The sequence below is a fragment of the Sphingopyxis sp. genome (assembly GCF_034380315.1).
Taxonomy (GTDB): Bacteria; Pseudomonadota; Alphaproteobacteria; order Sphingomonadales; family Sphingomonadaceae; genus Sphingopyxis.
Genome location: NZ_JAXMPB010000003.1, coordinates 426,430 through 441,456, shown reverse-complemented (window position 1 = coordinate 441,456; position 15,027 = coordinate 426,430). Strand labels below are relative to the sequence as shown.

At 63.3% G+C, this 15,027-nt stretch carries 15 protein-coding genes; 4 read left to right on the top strand and 11 right to left on the bottom strand.

What is annotated here, in order from left to right; all coding sequences use genetic code 11:
* Positions 1-15: 15 nt before the first annotated feature.
* The 3 genes from U0S50_RS08025 to U0S50_RS08015 form a co-directional block, all read right to left on the bottom strand.
* Complete coding sequence (locus U0S50_RS08025) at positions 16-879, bottom strand: DUF817 domain-containing protein (RefSeq protein WP_322308242.1); 864 nt, start codon at positions 877-879, stop codon at positions 16-18.
* Positions 872-1,678 (bottom strand): lipid II flippase Amj family protein, encoded by an 807-nt coding sequence (locus U0S50_RS08020; protein ID WP_322308241.1) that lies wholly within the window; start codon positions 1,676-1,678, stop codon positions 872-874. Before U0S50_RS08020 ends, U0S50_RS08025 begins: the two co-directional genes overlap by 8 nt.
* A gap of 159 nt (positions 1,679-1,837) precedes the next feature.
* Positions 1,838-3,016, bottom strand: coding sequence for a VWA domain-containing protein (locus U0S50_RS08015; protein WP_322308240.1), 1,179 nt, complete (start codon positions 3,014-3,016; stop codon positions 1,838-1,840).
* On the opposite strand from U0S50_RS08015, the gene U0S50_RS08010 reads away from it, so the two are divergent.
* Entirely contained in the window at positions 3,015-3,281 is a 267-nt protein-coding gene (locus tag U0S50_RS08010) for a hypothetical protein (RefSeq protein ID WP_322308239.1), read from the top strand. The genes U0S50_RS08015 and U0S50_RS08010 overlap by 2 nt on opposite strands.
* Positions 3,282-3,935: 654 nt before the next feature.
* Positions 3,936-5,333 (top strand): methyl-accepting chemotaxis protein, encoded by a 1,398-nt coding sequence (locus tag U0S50_RS08005; RefSeq protein WP_322308238.1) that lies wholly within the window; start codon positions 3,936-3,938, stop codon positions 5,331-5,333.
* A gap of 21 nt (positions 5,334-5,354) precedes the next feature.
* Here the strand turns inward: U0S50_RS08005 and cutA are convergent, their stop codons facing one another.
* From cutA to U0S50_RS07965, 8 genes are all read right to left on the bottom strand, one after another.
* The gene (cutA, locus tag U0S50_RS08000) at positions 5,355-5,678 is read right to left on the bottom strand and encodes a divalent-cation tolerance protein CutA (RefSeq protein ID WP_322308237.1); all 324 of its coding nucleotides are present in this window, start codon (positions 5,676-5,678) and stop codon (positions 5,355-5,357) included.
* A gap of 3 nt (positions 5,679-5,681) precedes the next feature.
* The gene (locus tag U0S50_RS07995) at positions 5,682-6,527 is read right to left on the bottom strand and encodes a MoxR family ATPase (protein WP_322308236.1); all 846 of its coding nucleotides are present in this window, start codon (positions 6,525-6,527) and stop codon (positions 5,682-5,684) included.
* A gap of 116 nt (positions 6,528-6,643) precedes the next feature.
* Positions 6,644-7,315, bottom strand: a complete 672-nt coding sequence (locus tag U0S50_RS07990; RefSeq protein ID WP_416194969.1) for a DUF6975 family protein — start codon at positions 7,313-7,315, stop codon at positions 6,644-6,646.
* 298 nt (positions 7,316-7,613) lie between these two features.
* On the bottom strand, positions 7,614-7,916 hold the full coding sequence (locus U0S50_RS07985) for a PspC domain-containing protein (RefSeq protein ID WP_322308235.1): 303 nt from the start codon (positions 7,914-7,916) through the stop codon (positions 7,614-7,616).
* 323 nt (positions 7,917-8,239) lie between these two features.
* Positions 8,240-10,249, bottom strand: a complete 2,010-nt coding sequence (gene rpoD, locus U0S50_RS07980) for an RNA polymerase sigma factor RpoD (RefSeq protein WP_322308234.1) — start codon at positions 10,247-10,249, stop codon at positions 8,240-8,242.
* A 32-nt stretch (positions 10,250-10,281) separates the two neighbouring features.
* Entirely contained in the window at positions 10,282-12,168 is a 1,887-nt protein-coding gene (gene dnaG, locus U0S50_RS07975) for a DNA primase (RefSeq protein ID WP_322308233.1), read from the bottom strand.
* A 47-nt stretch (positions 12,169-12,215) separates the two neighbouring features.
* Entirely contained in the window at positions 12,216-12,611 is a 396-nt protein-coding gene (locus tag U0S50_RS07970) for an endonuclease domain-containing protein (RefSeq protein WP_322308232.1), read from the bottom strand.
* Between the two features lie 118 nt (positions 12,612-12,729).
* Positions 12,730-13,182, bottom strand: a complete 453-nt coding sequence (locus tag U0S50_RS07965; RefSeq protein WP_322308231.1) for a GatB/YqeY domain-containing protein — start codon at positions 13,180-13,182, stop codon at positions 12,730-12,732.
* Between the two features lie 131 nt (positions 13,183-13,313).
* Here U0S50_RS07965 and carA point away from each other — a divergent pair, with 131 nt between their 5' ends.
* Together carA and U0S50_RS07955 are read left to right on the top strand one after the other, a co-directional pair.
* Positions 13,314-14,510 (top strand): glutamine-hydrolyzing carbamoyl-phosphate synthase small subunit, encoded by a 1,197-nt coding sequence (gene carA, locus U0S50_RS07960; protein ID WP_322308230.1) that lies wholly within the window; start codon positions 13,314-13,316, stop codon positions 14,508-14,510.
* Positions 14,507-14,986 carry a hypothetical protein gene (locus U0S50_RS07955; protein ID WP_322308229.1) on the top strand — a complete coding sequence of 160 codons (480 nt, stop codon included), beginning with the start codon at positions 14,507-14,509 and terminating at the stop codon, positions 14,984-14,986. Before carA ends, U0S50_RS07955 begins: the two co-directional genes overlap by 4 nt.
* Positions 14,987-15,027 lie beyond the last annotated feature (41 nt).

Below are 15,027 nucleotides of genomic sequence, written 5' to 3'. Positions count from 1 at the left end.
GCGCCAATCCCCATGTCATGACGCGGGCCCCTTCGGCCGCTGGACCAGGCTGACCAGCACGAACGAAATGATCATCAGCAGATACCAGCTACCCAGCTTTTCGATGCCGACCATCTGCCATCCATCGTCCTGATGCGGATAGGTCCAGGCGCGCGCGAAGGTGCCGATATTTTCGGCGAACCAGATGAAGATCGCGACCAGCCCCCATCCGACCAGCAGCGGCATGCGGCGGTGGACGTGCAGCGGCCGGAACCACACCTGGCATCGCCAGAAAAGCAGTGCCGTCGCCGCGAACAGGGCCCAGCGGATGTCGTACAGCCAGTGGTGGGCGAAGAAATTGACATAAATGGCCGCCGCCAGCGCCCATGTCGCCAACAATGGCGGATAATCGGTGTAGCGGAAATCGAAGATGCGCCAGACGCGCGCGATATAGCTGCCAACGGCGGCATACATGAAGCCCGAAAACAGCGGCACCGCGCCGATATGAAGCAGGCTGGCTTCCGGATATTGCCATGACCCTGCGGCGGTTTTGAACAGCTCCATCACCGTGCCGACGATGTGAAAGATCAGGATGACGAGCGCTTCCCTTGGCGTTTCGAGCCGAAAGGCGAGCATGCCGAGTTGGATCAATATCGCGCCGATTGTGATCGCGTCATAACGGTGGATCGGCGCGTCGGCGGGCCAGAAGAGATGCGTGGCGAGCAGCAGGGCGAGCATCAGGCCGCCGAACAGGCACGCCCACCCTTGTTTGAAGCCGAACACCAGAAATTCGAGGAACCAGCCGCGCGGCCCCGGTTCGACCGCCATGGCCTCCAGCCGCGCGCGGACCGCGTGAAACCGGCTGTGGCCGCCGATGCCATTCTGCGGCGCGTCAGACATAAATGGCGACCCACGCGATCAGCGCCGCGGCGGGCAGCAGCAGCGCCTGCGCAAGCACCGTGCCGGCAAGGCGGCTGAGCGAGATCAGGGTGATCGCGCGGCGGAAATCGGCCTCGTCGACTTTCCCCTCGACCGCGTCGTCGGTCATCACCGACAATTGCGGGTCGATGAAGGCGAAGAGCAGGATCGTTGCAAAGCCATTGATCAGCGCCGAAAGCTGCGATGCGGTGACGCGAAATTCGGGGGCGAGATAGCCGGCATAGAGCGACGCCACGACGCCAACGGCGAGCAGCGACTGCGCCAGGCAATTGGCGATCAGGACCCCCCAGCCGATACCTTTCGGCATCCTCCAATTTTTTAGGTGCGACAGGCTGGGAAGGGTCAGCGATCGGCCCAGCGTCTTGAGGCCACTCGGGCTCGCGGCTTTCAACGCGAGCTTCGTCGTCGACCGATTGTCCTGATACCAGCCGATCGCCGCCGCGAACATGCGCTGACCCGTCGGCACCAGCAATATGCCGATCAAGGTCGCGACGCTCGCCGCCGCCAATACCAGCTGCATGTCGAGGAACAGATGCCCGCCGCTGCCGTCGTGGATGCGCGTCTCGATGCGCTTGGCGAGGAACGGCCCCAAAAAGCTGTTCGAGGTGCGCGAAAAGAGCACGAGGATGTTGAACAGCGCGAAGGACATCGCGATCCGCCGCGTGCGGACGCCCGCGATCCGCGCCGCATAGGCGAGCGCGCCGATCAGGTTGATAAAACCGGTCAGCAGCAGGATGGTGACGAGGGGGAGGTCGAACATGGGGGCCTAGCGCAGCGGGGCAGGAAAAATCCGTTTGTGTCGAGCGAAGTCGAGACACCCCGAGGGCGCGTACGAGCGATGGGCATCTCGACTTCGCTCGATGCGAACGGGATTAGGGGATGGGCCTGAAATCGTCACGGCCTAAGTGGGCCGCAGCGCTCAATGCTTGCGCGTCAATTCGCGCATCGCATCGTCGAGCCCGGCGAGGGTCAGCGGATACATGCGGTCGTTCATCAGCTGTTTGATCAGCTTCACCGACTGGGTGTAGCCCCAATGCGCCTCGGGCACCGGGTTCAGCCACACCGCGGCGGGATAGACATGGGTGATGCGCTGGAGCCAGACCGCGCCCGATTCCTCGTTGAAATGTTCGACGCTGCCGCCCGGATGGGTGATTTCATAGGCCGACATCGATGCGTCGCCGACGAAGATCACCTTGTAATCATGGCCATATTTATGGAGGATGTCCCACATCTGGTGGCGTTCGGACCAGCGGCGCTTATTGTCCTTCCACACGCCTTCATACGGGCAATTGTGGAAATAGAAGAATTCGAGATTTTTGAACTCGGTCGTCGCGGCGCTGAAGAGTTCCTCGCAAAGCTTGATGAACGGGTCCATCGAACCGCCGACGTCGAGGAACAATAGCAGCTTCACCGCATTGCGCCGTTCGGGGCGCATCTTGATGTCGAGCCAGCCCTGCCGCGCGGTGCCGTCGATCGTGCCCTTGATATCGAGCTCGTCGGCCGCGCCCTCGCGCGCGAATTTGCGCAGGCGGCGCAGCGCGATCTTGATGTTGCGGGTGCCCAGTTCCTTCGTGTTGTCGAGGTTCTGGAACTCGCGCTTTTCCCAGACCTTGAGCGCGCGCTTGTGCCGGCTTTCGCCGCCGATCCGCACGCCTTCGGGGTTGTAGCCCGAATTGCCATAGGGGCTGGTGCCCCCGGTCCCGATCCACTTGTTGCCGCCCTGATGACGCTTTTGCTGTTCCTCAAGCCGCTTTTTCAGCGTCTCCATAATCTCGTCCCAGTCGCCGAGCGACTTGATCGCCTCCATCTCCTCGGGCGTGAGATATTTTTCGGCGACCGCCTTTAGCCATTCTTCGGGAACGTCGACCGGGTTTTGACCATAATCGGTGAGCAGGCCCTTGAAGATCTTGTTGAACACCTGGTCGAAGCGATCGAGCAGGCCTTCGTCCTTCACATAGATCGCGCGGGACAGGTAATAGAATTGCTCGGGCGTGCGGTCGATCACCTCGCGGTCGAGCGCTTCGAGCAGCATAAGATGCTCTTTCAGACTGGCGGGGATGCCCGCCGCGCGAAGTTCGTCGAGAAAGCCCAGAAGCATGGCAAAGACCTATCGCGTCGGCGCGGCTCGTGCAATCACTTTACGTTTACGGAAAGCGACGTTGAAGCGGGGAAGAAAAGTGGCGGAAAACTGCGCAACTTTACGCACAAATCGCATGAGCGCCGCGCAGGGTGACGGCGCCGAGGCCATAAAGGCCCCGCATGGGCGAGGGGGTTTTGAGACCTTATGCGGCCTTAAGGAGACAAAGGATACGGACGTGCGCCGCGAAAGTGTCTCCTTTGTCGCTTTAGCGATGCGCAAATGAAGGGGCCGCGGGAAGGGCTGCGAGGCGAGCGAAAACGTCATCCGGCAGGGTAGATCATTGCCGTGCGTTTTAGGAAAGAGTTTTCTGGGGATGGTCGCTTTTGACGGATTGCGGACCTGGGCCGTGCGGCGGGACCAAGGTTTCGCGCATAGATTTAACGTAAGCGGTGCCCAAGACCCTGGGCGCGGTCAACTTTCCCTTGCGGGGTTCCTCTTCCCCCCGCCACAATGTCACATTTAGCGCGATTGCCGCCCGCCTCCCGGGTCCGTTCGCATCGAGCGAAGTCGGGATGCCCCTGCGGGCCGGGCGCCGCATCGATGGGTGTCTCGACTTCGCTCGACACGAACGGAAAAGGAGGTTCGTCGGCTAGCGACCGGTTGCGACCGGTTGCGACCGATTGCGACCTTGTCTCCCCTCCCGCTTGCGGGAGGGGGCGGGGGGTGGGCAGCGACGTTGCGATTGCCCACCCCGCTGCAACTAGCGAACAAGTTCGCAAGTTTCGCTGCCCCTCCCGCCCGCGGGAGGGGAAACCAGCTCAACTCCTATATATCCGCTTCCCACCCCATTTCGGCCGCCAGCAGCCAGGTACCCATTGACGGCTCGTTAACCATTGTCGGTCATAGCTTTTCGATCATTCAGGACGTGGGTGCAGCCATGAAGTTCGATCCGATCAATGCCGGGGCGGCGATACTCGACCAGTCGGTCGCCAGCGACTGCGGCGAACTGGCCGTCGGGTGCAGCGATGCGGCCGGGCGTATTCAGCGCGCGACCGAGCAGATGGACCGCCAGATCGTCGAGCTGGGACGGCTGGAGGAATATGTCGTCAGCCTGGAGGCCGACCAGCGCCAGATCGCCGATTCGACCGACGAGGCCAAGCTGCTGTCGGCGCGCGCGTGCGAACAGCTCGACACCGGCGCCGAGCGCGTCAACGCGGCCGTCACCGAATTTCGCTCGGTCATCGACCTTGTCACGCGCCTCGGCACACATGTCACCAATTTCGCCGCAGTGATGGAGCAGGTGCAACAGGTCAGCCAGTCGATCGAATCGATCGCGAAGACGACCAACATGCTCGCGCTCAACGCCGCGATCGAGGCCGAGCGCGCGGGCGATGCCGGGCGTACCTTCGCCGTCGTTGCGGCCGAGGTGAAGAAGCTGGCGCAGAATACGCGCGGAGCCACCGACGAGATTCGCCGCAGCATCGGCAGCCTGGCCGCAGAGGCCGGGGGGCTGGTTGCCGAAATCCAGGCCGGGGTCGAACAGTCGAGCCGGGCCGAGGCGCAGTTCGAAACGATCACCGACGCGCTGCACGATGCGACGCATCTGGTCGCCATGCTCGACGATCAGAGCGACCGGATCGCGCAAAGCTCTGCGATGGTTCATGCCAATGGCGCCAAGGTCCGCGGCGCGCTCGACCGGGTCGTCGATTCGGTGCGCGGCAATGGCGCGACGCTGAACGCGACCCGCGATTCGATCCTGTCGATGGAACATGTGTCGAACCGCATGTTCAACGCGGTGCTTTCCGCCGGCGTCAGTCCCGCCGATTCGGAGATCATCGAGCTGGCGGCCGGGGTGCGCGATGAGTTCGTCGCGATCGCCGAAGCCGCGATCGCGGCGGGCGAGTTGACGATGGAGCAGCTTTTCGACACCAATTATGTGCGTGTTCCGGGCTCGAACCCCGAACGCTTTCGCACCAGCCTGTCCGATTGGGCCGATGTCAATTGGCGGCCGTTGTTCGACCGGGTGGTGGTATCGAACCCGCATCTGAAAATGTCTTCGGCGGCGGACATGAACGGGTTTCTGCCGACGCATATTTCGGAATGTTCGCGCGCGCCGACCGGCGAACTGGAACATGATACGGCGCACTGCCGCAACGGGCGCATCCTGTTCGACACCACCGACGCGGCCGCGAAGCGCAGCAACGCATCCTTCTTCATGTCGGTCTATCGCCAGGAAGGCGACGGCACCAACTATGTGACGGTGCGTAACGTCTATACCCCGGCGATCATCAATGGTCGCCGCTGGGGCGATGTCGAAGTGGCGTATCAGCTGTAACGCCGGCCGGGCGGTACCCCGTTATTCGGCGTCGGTTTCGGATTCGACCCAGCCCGCATAGGCGGCGGAGGTTTCGACCTCGGCCGCGATGATTTCGGGCAGGTCATAGGGATGGAGCGCCGCGATCCGTTCAATGAGTTCGCCCGCCTGGGCGGGGCTGGTCTTCGCTTCGATCCGGAATTCCTCGCTGCGTGTGACCTGCCCCTGCCAACGATAGCGGCTGGCCACCGGCCACGCCTGGACGCAGGCGGCAAGCCGCTCCGCGACCAGCGCCTCGGCGATGGCGTCGGCTTCTTGGCCGGTTCCCACGGTGGTCGTCACCACGACACAGCGCACGCGCGTCATCGCTCAGCTTCCCTGGCGGCGGGCCATGAAGGTGAGCTTTTCGAACAGCATCACATCCTGCTCATTCTTGAGCAATGCGCCGTGAAGCGGCGGGATGGCCTTGCCGACGTCGCGGTTCTGCAGCACTTCGAGCGGCATGTCCTCTGCCAGCAACAGCTTCAGCCAGTCGATCAGTTCGCTGGTCGACGGCTTTTTCTTGAGCCCCGGCACGTCGCGCACGTCATAGAAAATGTCCATCGCGCGGCTGACCAGTGTTTTCTGGATGCCGGGGAAATGGACCTCGACGATGTCCGCCATCGTGTCGCGGTCGGGGAATTTGATATAGTGGAAGAAACAGCGACGCAGAAAGGCGTCGGGCAGTTCCTTTTCATTGTTCGACGTGATGACGACGATCGGGCGTTCGCGCGCGGTGATCGTTTCGTCGGTTTCGTACACATGAAAGGCCATGCGATCGAGTTCCTGAAGCAGGTCGTTCGGAAATTCGATGTCGGCCTTGTCGATTTCGTCGATCAGCAGGACGGGAAGCTTGGGGCTGGTGAACGCTTCCCACAGCTTGCCCTTCTTGATGTAATTGCGGATGTCGTGGACGCGCTCTTCGCCAAGCTGGCCGTCGCGCAGCCGGGCGACCGCGTCATATTCGTACAGGCCCTGCTGCGCCTTGGTCGTCGACTTGATGTTCCAGGTGATCAGCGGCGCGTCAAAGGCCTTTGCGATTTCCTCGGCCAGCACGGTCTTGCCGGTTCCGGGTTCGCCCTTTACCAGCAGCGGCCGGCGCAGCATCGTCGCGGCGTTGACCGCGACCTTGAGGTCGTCGGTGGCAATATAGGCGCTGGTTCCTTCGAAGCGCATGGGCAGACAGCCTTTCCCTTAACGTGAACGTCAACTGGAAGGGCATAGCCGGGGGCGGGGAAGGGTGCAAGCGACACGCTTCGCCTGCGGGCGAAGCGATGTGGCCGATGCGGGACTTATCCGTGCGCGCGGGCTGCGGCGCGCGCCGCCATCAGATCCCACAGGCCATTGTGCTGGGCAATCAATTGCTGGGCGCCGAACATCATGGCGCGTTCGATCGCCGGGCGGTCGGCGACCGTCGAGGCAAGCCGCGCCGTGTCGCGCAGGTCAGGAAGCGTGCTGCGCTGCGGCGTCATGTCCAGCCGTTCGGCGGAGATGTCGAGCAGCACGCGGATCGTCCGCCAGTCGAGCGTCAGTGCGATCGCGGCGCCCACCGCGCAGCCGTGACGATCCGATTCGGCCAGCATGTCGAGCGCCTTGCGCTGTGCTGCGACCGCGGCCTCGCACTCGGCCTGGCCCTGGGTGCTCGGCACGGGGCCGACCGCGGCGGCGATTTTCGACAGGAAGGCGCGTTCTTCGGCAAAGGCGTCGGCGGCCTGTTCCATCCACGCCCGCGATGCCGCGTCGACGCCCTTGCGCGCCGCGCTGTCGATGACGCCGGGATGACGGCCATGGAGCAGGCAGAGGAAATGTACCGCGTCGGCAAGGTTGCGCATCGCCTGCGGTCCGTTCGACAACTCGCCCGCGCGGACGTGGGGGTGCGCGCCGGTGCCGTCATGGGCCACCAGCGTGTCGAGCATTTCGGCGATGCCGCGCGATGGCGGCAGGGGCTGTGTCGACTGGATCAACGCATTTTCCTCGCACACGGCCCTGGGCAGCGCCCAGGTCGATGAAATTCCAGCGACCGGTCATAAGCATGTGTCGTAAACGTCGCGTTTATAAGCGGCGCCGGATTTCGCGGAAAGGCTGTGCCAGCAAGGGACAGGCGGTGCGGACAAGAAGAAACCGGCAAGCCCGGGGAAGCTTGCCGGTTTCCGAAATGGCGCCAGTGGAACGCCATATTCTTTTGGGCGGGATGATGGACGGGACCGGCGGGGAGGGGGAGGCCGGTCCACTGTCCTGTCGGCCCCCGCCGGGGCGCGAACGTCAGGCCGCGATGGCCAGTTCTGCCGCCGGGGCAGACGCCTCGGTTGCTGCCGACGCAGGCGTTGCTGTCGGCGCTGCCGCGGCCTGTGCCTTCGCCGCATCCTTTGCCGGGAACAGCAGGCGCGAGGCGAGAACGACCAGGCCAAGGCCGAAATATCCGGCGAAGGTCTGAACGGGAAAGAAGAAGAGCGGAAGGACGAAGGCCAGTCGCAACCACAGCGGGTTGAAACCGAAATCCTGGCCCACGGCCTCGCAGATACCGAAGAAAGTGTCGCGGCGGCGGAAGAGATTGGTGGTTTCCATTATTATGTCTTTCCTTTTGGCTGCGGGCACCTCCCCGCGCTTGTGCTCCTTGCTTCGCAAAGGGCGTGCCAATTTTCAAAGTGGCTGTTTTCCGGCGGTTTTTCCGAAATTGGGGTGCCGCCCCCATTTCTTCTGTGGGAATTATCCCCACTATCCGGGAAATTGCGCCATCAAATCCAGTGTTTCAACATGCTTGCCGCTCGGGGAGGTGGGGGAGAGCGCCGCCCTATTTGGGTGGACGGCGTGTCTTTACAAGCGTGCATAGCAATGCAGGCGCCCGATTAGACCGGACGCCTGCATTTTTCGACGAATGTCGGTGACGATTACTGGTCGAGGAAGCTGCGCATCTTGCGGCTGCGCGACGGATGCTTGAGCTTGCGCAGCGCTTTCGCTTCGATCTGACGAATGCGTTCGCGCGTCACGCTGAACTGCTGTCCGACTTCTTCCAGCGTATGGTCGGTGTTCATGCCAATGCCGAAGCGCATGCGCAGAACGCGCTCCTCGCGCGGGGTGAGCGAGGCCAGAACGCGCGTCACCGTTTCCTTGAGGTTCGACTGCACCGCGGCGTCGACCGGGATGACGGCATTCTTGTCCTCGATGAAATCGCCGAGGTGGCTGTCTTCCTCGTCGCCGATCGGTGTTTCGAGGGAGATCGGCTCCTTGGCGATCTTCATCACCTTGCGGACCTTTTCGAGCGGCATCGACAGGCGCTCGGCCATTTCCTCGGGCGTCGGCTCGCGGCCGCTTTCGTGCAGGAACTGGCGGCTGCACCGGACCAGCTTGTTGATCGTTTCGATCATGTGCACGGGGATGCGGATGGTGCGCGCCTGGTCGGCGATCGAACGGGTGATCGCCTGGCGGATCCACCAGGTGGCATAGGTCGAGAATTTATAACCGCGGCGATATTCGAATTTGTCGACCGCCTTCATCAGGCCGATATTGCCTTCCTGAATAAGGTCGAGGAACTGCAGGCCGCGGTTGGTATATTTCTTGGCGATCGAGATGACGAGGCGCAGGTTCGCCTCGACCATTTCCTTTTTCGCGATGCGCGCTTCGCGCTCGCCCTTTTGAACCATGTTCACGACGCGGCGGAATTCGGTCAGGCTCATGCCCGCCGCCTGCGCGATTTCGCTGATCTCGATGCGGATGCGGTCGACCGCGGCGCCCTCATTTTCCGCGAAGGCCGCCCATTTCTTGTCGAGCTTTCCGACCTGTTCCAGCCAGTTTTCTTCGAGTTCGCGCCCGACATAATGGTCGAGGAAGGATTTGCGCGGCACCTTGTGGCGTTCGGCAAGGCGCAGCATCTGGCCGCCGAGCGCGGTCAGGCGGCGGTTGTAGCTGTAAAGCTGGTCGACCAGATATTCGATCTTCGTGCCGTGGAACTGCACGCTTTCGACCTGCGCGGTCAGCTCTTCGCGCAGCTTGTGATATTTCTTTTCCGACGCGGCGGGAAATTCCTCGCCCGCCGACAGTGCTTCGAGGCGCGAATCCTGAAGCTTGGAAAAGGCCTTGAAGCTCTTGGTGATGTTTGCGAATTTCTCGAGCGCGTCGGGCTTGAGCAATTCCTCCATCGCCGCGAGGCTCAGCGTATTATCTTCTTCGTCTTCTTCGAAGTTTTCACGCTTCTTGGCCGATCCTTCGCCGTCCTCGTCGTCGCCGTCGGCCTCGGGCTCATCCTCGACCTCGTCGTCGTCCTTGAACGAAACGCCCGCATTCTTCTCGCTGATCTCGCCGTCGTCGCTTTCCTCATCCTCGAGGTTTTCAGGCGCCGGGTCCTTGGACAGCATGGCCTCGAGATCGACGATCTCGCGCAATTGCATGTCGCCATTGTTCAGCGCATTCGACCATTCGATGATCGCGTTGAAGGTCAGCGGGCTTTCGCACAGGCCAAGGATCATCGTGTCGCGGCCCGCCTCGATGCGCTTGGCGATCGCGATTTCGCCCTCGCGGCTCAGCAGTTCGACCGCGCCCATTTCGCGCAGGTACATGCGCACCGGATCGTCGGTGCGGTCGACCGTTTCCTTCTTCTTTTCGATCGCCGGGTTCGACAGCGAGCCGGTACCGGCGCTGACATCGACCTCTTCGTCGCTTTCCTGTTCGGCCTCTTCCTGAACATCCTCGTCGCTTTCGACGATGTTGATGCCCATGTCCGAAATCGCCGACATCACGTCCTCGATCTGTTCGGAGGACATCTGATCCTGCGGCAGCGCCTCGTTCAGCTCGTCATAGGTCAGATATCCGCGCTTCTTGCCGCGCGCGATCAGCTTTTTGACGTCGGCTTCGTTGAGGTCGATCAGCGGCGCGTCGGTGTCGGCGTTGTTGTTGGTGGCCATTCAAATTTCCTGCCTGCGGGGCATAACAAGGATCAAAACTGGCTGCTGTCGGACAGCGCGGCCAGTCGGCGGGTCAATTCTGCGTCCAGGGCGCGCAGCTTTTGCTGTCGTGCCAGGCCTTCGTCGTCCATCGTGCGCTGGAAATCCGCGGTCGCCTCGGCAAGCCGGGCGCGGATTTCGGGCTGCGTCACCAGCACGCCGATATATTCATCAAGGTCGCGAAGCGCGCTTTCACGCGCCGCAGCGGCCCCTTCGCCCTCTTCCAGCCTGCGGTTGAACGAGAAGTGCATTCCGTCGGCTCTGAGCAATGTCGTCGCCCTATTATACACTTTCATGGGCTCCAATATGGCAAGCAACCCCTCGCAATCAAGCCCTTCGTGGGCCGGGACGATGTCAAGCATCAGGCGCAGCAGTTCGGCGTCGGCGGAATCGGGGACCGAAAGGCGGATCAGCGCCTCTTCATGGCGGCCGAGCGCCTCGGGATAGCGCAGCAAACCGCCGATCAGCGCCGCCGCATAATGGGCGCCGATACCCGTCTGTCCGATCGAGCGCGTTTCTTCGACCGGCGGTTGCAGTCGCGGGTCGGCGGCAAAGCGCCGGCCGCCGCCGCCGCGCCCGCCCGGCGGCGCCCAGGGCACGCGGCCGCCGCGTTCGGGGCGCGCACGCGCGAACAGGCCGTCGAGCCGTTCGCGAAACGCCTCGCGATAATGGTGGCGCACGTCGGGATCCTCGATCGCATCGGCATGGGCGAGCAGGCGGCTTTTGAGCGCGGCGCGCTCTTCGGGGGTGGCGAGCGGCCCCGCCGCCACTTCATGCGCCCACAGGCGATCGACGAGCGGCTGTGCCTCCTCCAGGATCGCGGCAAAGCCATCGGCGCCCTTGGTGCGGACGAGGTCGTCGGGATCCTGCCCGGCGGGGAGCGTCGCAAAGGCAAGGCTGAAACCGGGGCGCAGCAGCGGCAGCGCGCGCGTCGCGGCGCGCATCGCCGCCTTTTGTCCCGCCGCGTCGCCGTCGAAGCAGAGCAGGGGAACCGGCACCATCCGCCACAACATGCCAAGCTGGTTTTCGGTGAGCGCGGTGCCAAGCGGGGCGACCGCATCGGCAATTCCCGCCTCGGCCAGCGCGATCACGTCCATATAGCCTTCGACGACGATCACCCGGTTGGTCTGGCGCGACGCGGGGCTCGCCCTGTCGAGGTTGAACAGCGTGCGCCCCTTGTCGAACAGCGGGGTGTCGGGCGAGTTCAGATATTTGGGCTCGCCATCGCCCAAAATGCGCCCGCCAAAGGCGATCACGCGCCCGCGCGCGTCGCGGATCGGGATCATCAACCGGCCGCGGAACCGGTCGTAAGGTTCCTTGTCGTCGACCTTGATCAGCATTCCCGCCTCGACCAGCATCGCGGTCGGGAATTTCTTCAGCGCCTCTTTCAGCGCGCTGCGGCTGTCTGGGGCAAGGCCGAAGGCGAAGGCGGCGCGTGTCGCCTCCGAAATGCCGCGCTTCGCCAGATAGCTGCGCGCCGGGGCGCCGTTCGAACTGTCCAATTGCTGCGTGAACCACAGCGCGGCCGCCTGCGTTACGTCGCGCAGGCTTGCCTGTTCCTCGGCCTTTTTGGCGGCGCGCGGATCGGCGGCGGGAACCTCCATCCCCGCTTCGCCCGCGAGTTCCTTGACCGCGTCGATGAACGACAGCCCGCGCTGGTCGGTCATCCAGCGGATCGCGTCGCCATGCGCGCCGCAGCCGAAGCAGTGGTAAAAGCCCTTTTCGTCGTTGATCGTGAAGCTGGGCGTCTTTTCGTTATGGAAAGGGCAGCACGCCTTGTGTTCGCGCCCGGCGCGGGTGATCTTCACCGTCCGCCCGATGAGGGTCGACAGGGTGATGCGCGCGCGCAGTTCGTCCAGCCATTGCGGGGAGAGGGCCATCTAATTGCCTTTCCGCCGTCGACGGCGGGCAAAGGCGGCGACCGCGGTCATACGTTCCCCTCCCGCTTGCGGGAGGGGTTAGGGGTGGGCAGGGGCCCAAGGATGCGGCTGATTTCGTTCACGACGCCCTCAATATTCCCCATCACATCGCGGTTGGCGAAACGCAGCACGCGATAGCCGTGCCGGGCCAGCCAATCGTCCCGATTTTCGTCATGGGCCTGGCGCATGTCGTGCGAATATCCATCAACTTCGACGACCAATCGGGCCTCGCGGCACAGGAAATCCGCAAAATAGGGGCCGACCGGCATTTGGCGGCTGAATTTCCAGCCGCCGGCTTTGCGCCCGGACAGGCGGCGCCACAGCGCCCGTTCGGCGGGCGCCGCGCTGTTGCGCAGCTCCCGTGCTCGCGGCGTGTCGCGCGGTTGAAACTGTCCGTCCATCATGGGGCGATATGCCCACCCCCGACCCCTCCCGCAAGCGGGAGGGGGGAAGCAAATCCGCCATCGCCATTCTCCTCCCGCTTTGGGGGAAGGTCAGGGGCGCGGCCGCGATGTTGGAGGCCTAGCTCAGCGCGCCCTTCACCCAGCCCGATGCCTTGCTCATGTCGAGCTGCGAACCATGGCGTTCCTTTACCGCCGCCATCACCCGGCCCATGTCCTTGACGCTCGACGCGCCGAGTTCGGTGACGATCGCGGCGATCGCCGCCTTTGCTTCGGCCTCGTCCATCTGGGCGGGCAGGAAATCCTCGATCACCGTGACTTCGGCAGCCTCGATGTCGGCGAGTTCCTGGCGGCCGCCCTGTTCGTACATGGCGATCGATTCGCGGCGCTGCTTGACCATTTTCTGGAGCACGTCGGTGACGAGTACGTCATCGTCGGCCGGCGCCGTGCCGGTGCGAAGTTCGATGTCGCGGTCCTTGATCTTGGCCAGCATCAGCCGGATCGTGCCGAGCCGCGCCTTGTCGCCGGCTTTCATCGCGGCAACCTGCGCAGCCTTGATGTCATCGCGAATCATGCGTGTCCCCATGCGCTGCAAATTTCGGAAAGGCCCTCTCTAGCGGCAAAATTCGAAATCCGATAGCTTGTGAATCACTTTTTTGCCGCCTAGTTGGTCGGCCGTTTAGCCCCCCGACCGGAGCATGTTGAATGGCACCTGCCAACCCCTCAGTGGCGCCCAGCGCCGCGCCCAAAGCCCAGCCTTCCGGGGCGACGGGCGTTCTTGTCCTTGCCGACGGCACGATCCTGTGGGGCATCGGTTATGGCGCGGTCGGCGCGGGCGCCGGCGAGATTTGTTTCAACACGGCGATGACCGGATATCAGGAAATCCTGACCGACCCCAGCTATGCCGGGCAGATCATCACCTTCACCTTTCCGCACATCGGAAATGTCGGCGCGAACGCAGAGGATATGGAGCGCGAACGCCGCGCCGCCATCGGGTGCATCACGCGCGAACTGCCGACGCAGCCCAGCAATTTTCGTAGCGCCCAGACGCTGCCCGACTGGATGGCGGCCGAGGGGCTGGTCGGCCTTGCGGGCATCGACACCCGCGCGCTGACCCGCCGCATCCGCGATGCCGGCGCCCCGAACGGGGTGATCGCGCACAGCCCCGATGGTGTGTTCGACGTGGACGAGTTGCTGGCAATGGCGCGCGGCTGGCCGGGGCTGGAGGGCATGGACCTGGCGAAAGCGGTCAGCCGGACGGATACGGGCGACTGGACCGGCGGCGCGTGGACGCTCGGCCACGGCTATGCGACCGAAGACGGTGGCGAGCGCCCCCATGTCGTCGCGATCGATTATGGCGCAAAGGACAATATCTTCCGCAACCTGGTGGCGGCCGGCGCGCGCGTCACGGTGGTCCCCGCGACCGCGACCCTCGACGAAGTGCTGAGCCACAACCCCGCGGGCGTGTTCCTGTCGAACGGCCCCGGCGACCCCGCGGCGACGGGCGACTATGCGGTGCCGGTGATCAAGGGGTTGCTCGAGCGCGACGTCCCGATCTTCGGCATCTGCCTCGGCCACCAGATGCTCGGCCTCGCGGCGGGTGCTAGAACCATGAAGATGCACCAGGGCCACCGCGGCGCGAACCATCCGGTGCAGCGCGTCGGCGGCGATTTCGCCGACGGCGTGGTCGAGATCACCAGCATGAACCACGGCTTCGCGGTCGACGCATCGACCTTGCCCGCGGGCGTGGTCGAAACGCACAAGAGCCTGTTCGACGGATCGAACTGCGGCATCGCGATCACGGGCAAGCAGGCGTTCAGCGTGCAATATCATCCCGAGGCGAGTCCGGGGCCGCAGGACAGCTTCTATCTGTTCGAGAAGTTTGTGGGTGGGCTGAAGTGAGGCTTGTTACGCCTCTTCTGTTTCTGGCTTTTCCCGTTGTCTTGGCTGGTTGCGCGCCTGCCGCGGAAAGCTCCGCCAAGGACGATGACGTAGCAAAATATGATCAGGCGTTTGACAGTGGGAATGATCTTCTCGTTTTCTCGATAGTGGATGGTGAGGATCATTCGGGCGGGCCCATCAAAGGGGGGAAAGAGGGTAGCGACCCTGTGCTGAGTACCGGGTCTGCCGATCTTCTAGTGACGCTTCTCGCGGGCTGCGGTGAAGCAAAATTCTTGATCGATCATGGCTGGACGCACGTCCAGTATGTTTCTGTTCCTCTAAAGAAAAATAATCCGTTCCGCGACCAAACCGACCTTGAGCTTGTCGAGTGTGTCCGAAAGAGCTCGCTCTTTTCGTTTGGCGCCGGAGTTGGCCGCGCACCTAGTTTAGATTCCTCATCTTTCAAGAGTCTGTATGCCCAAAAGAACCGACATTAAATCCATCCTCGTCATCGGCGCCGGCCCTGTCGTCGCCGGTC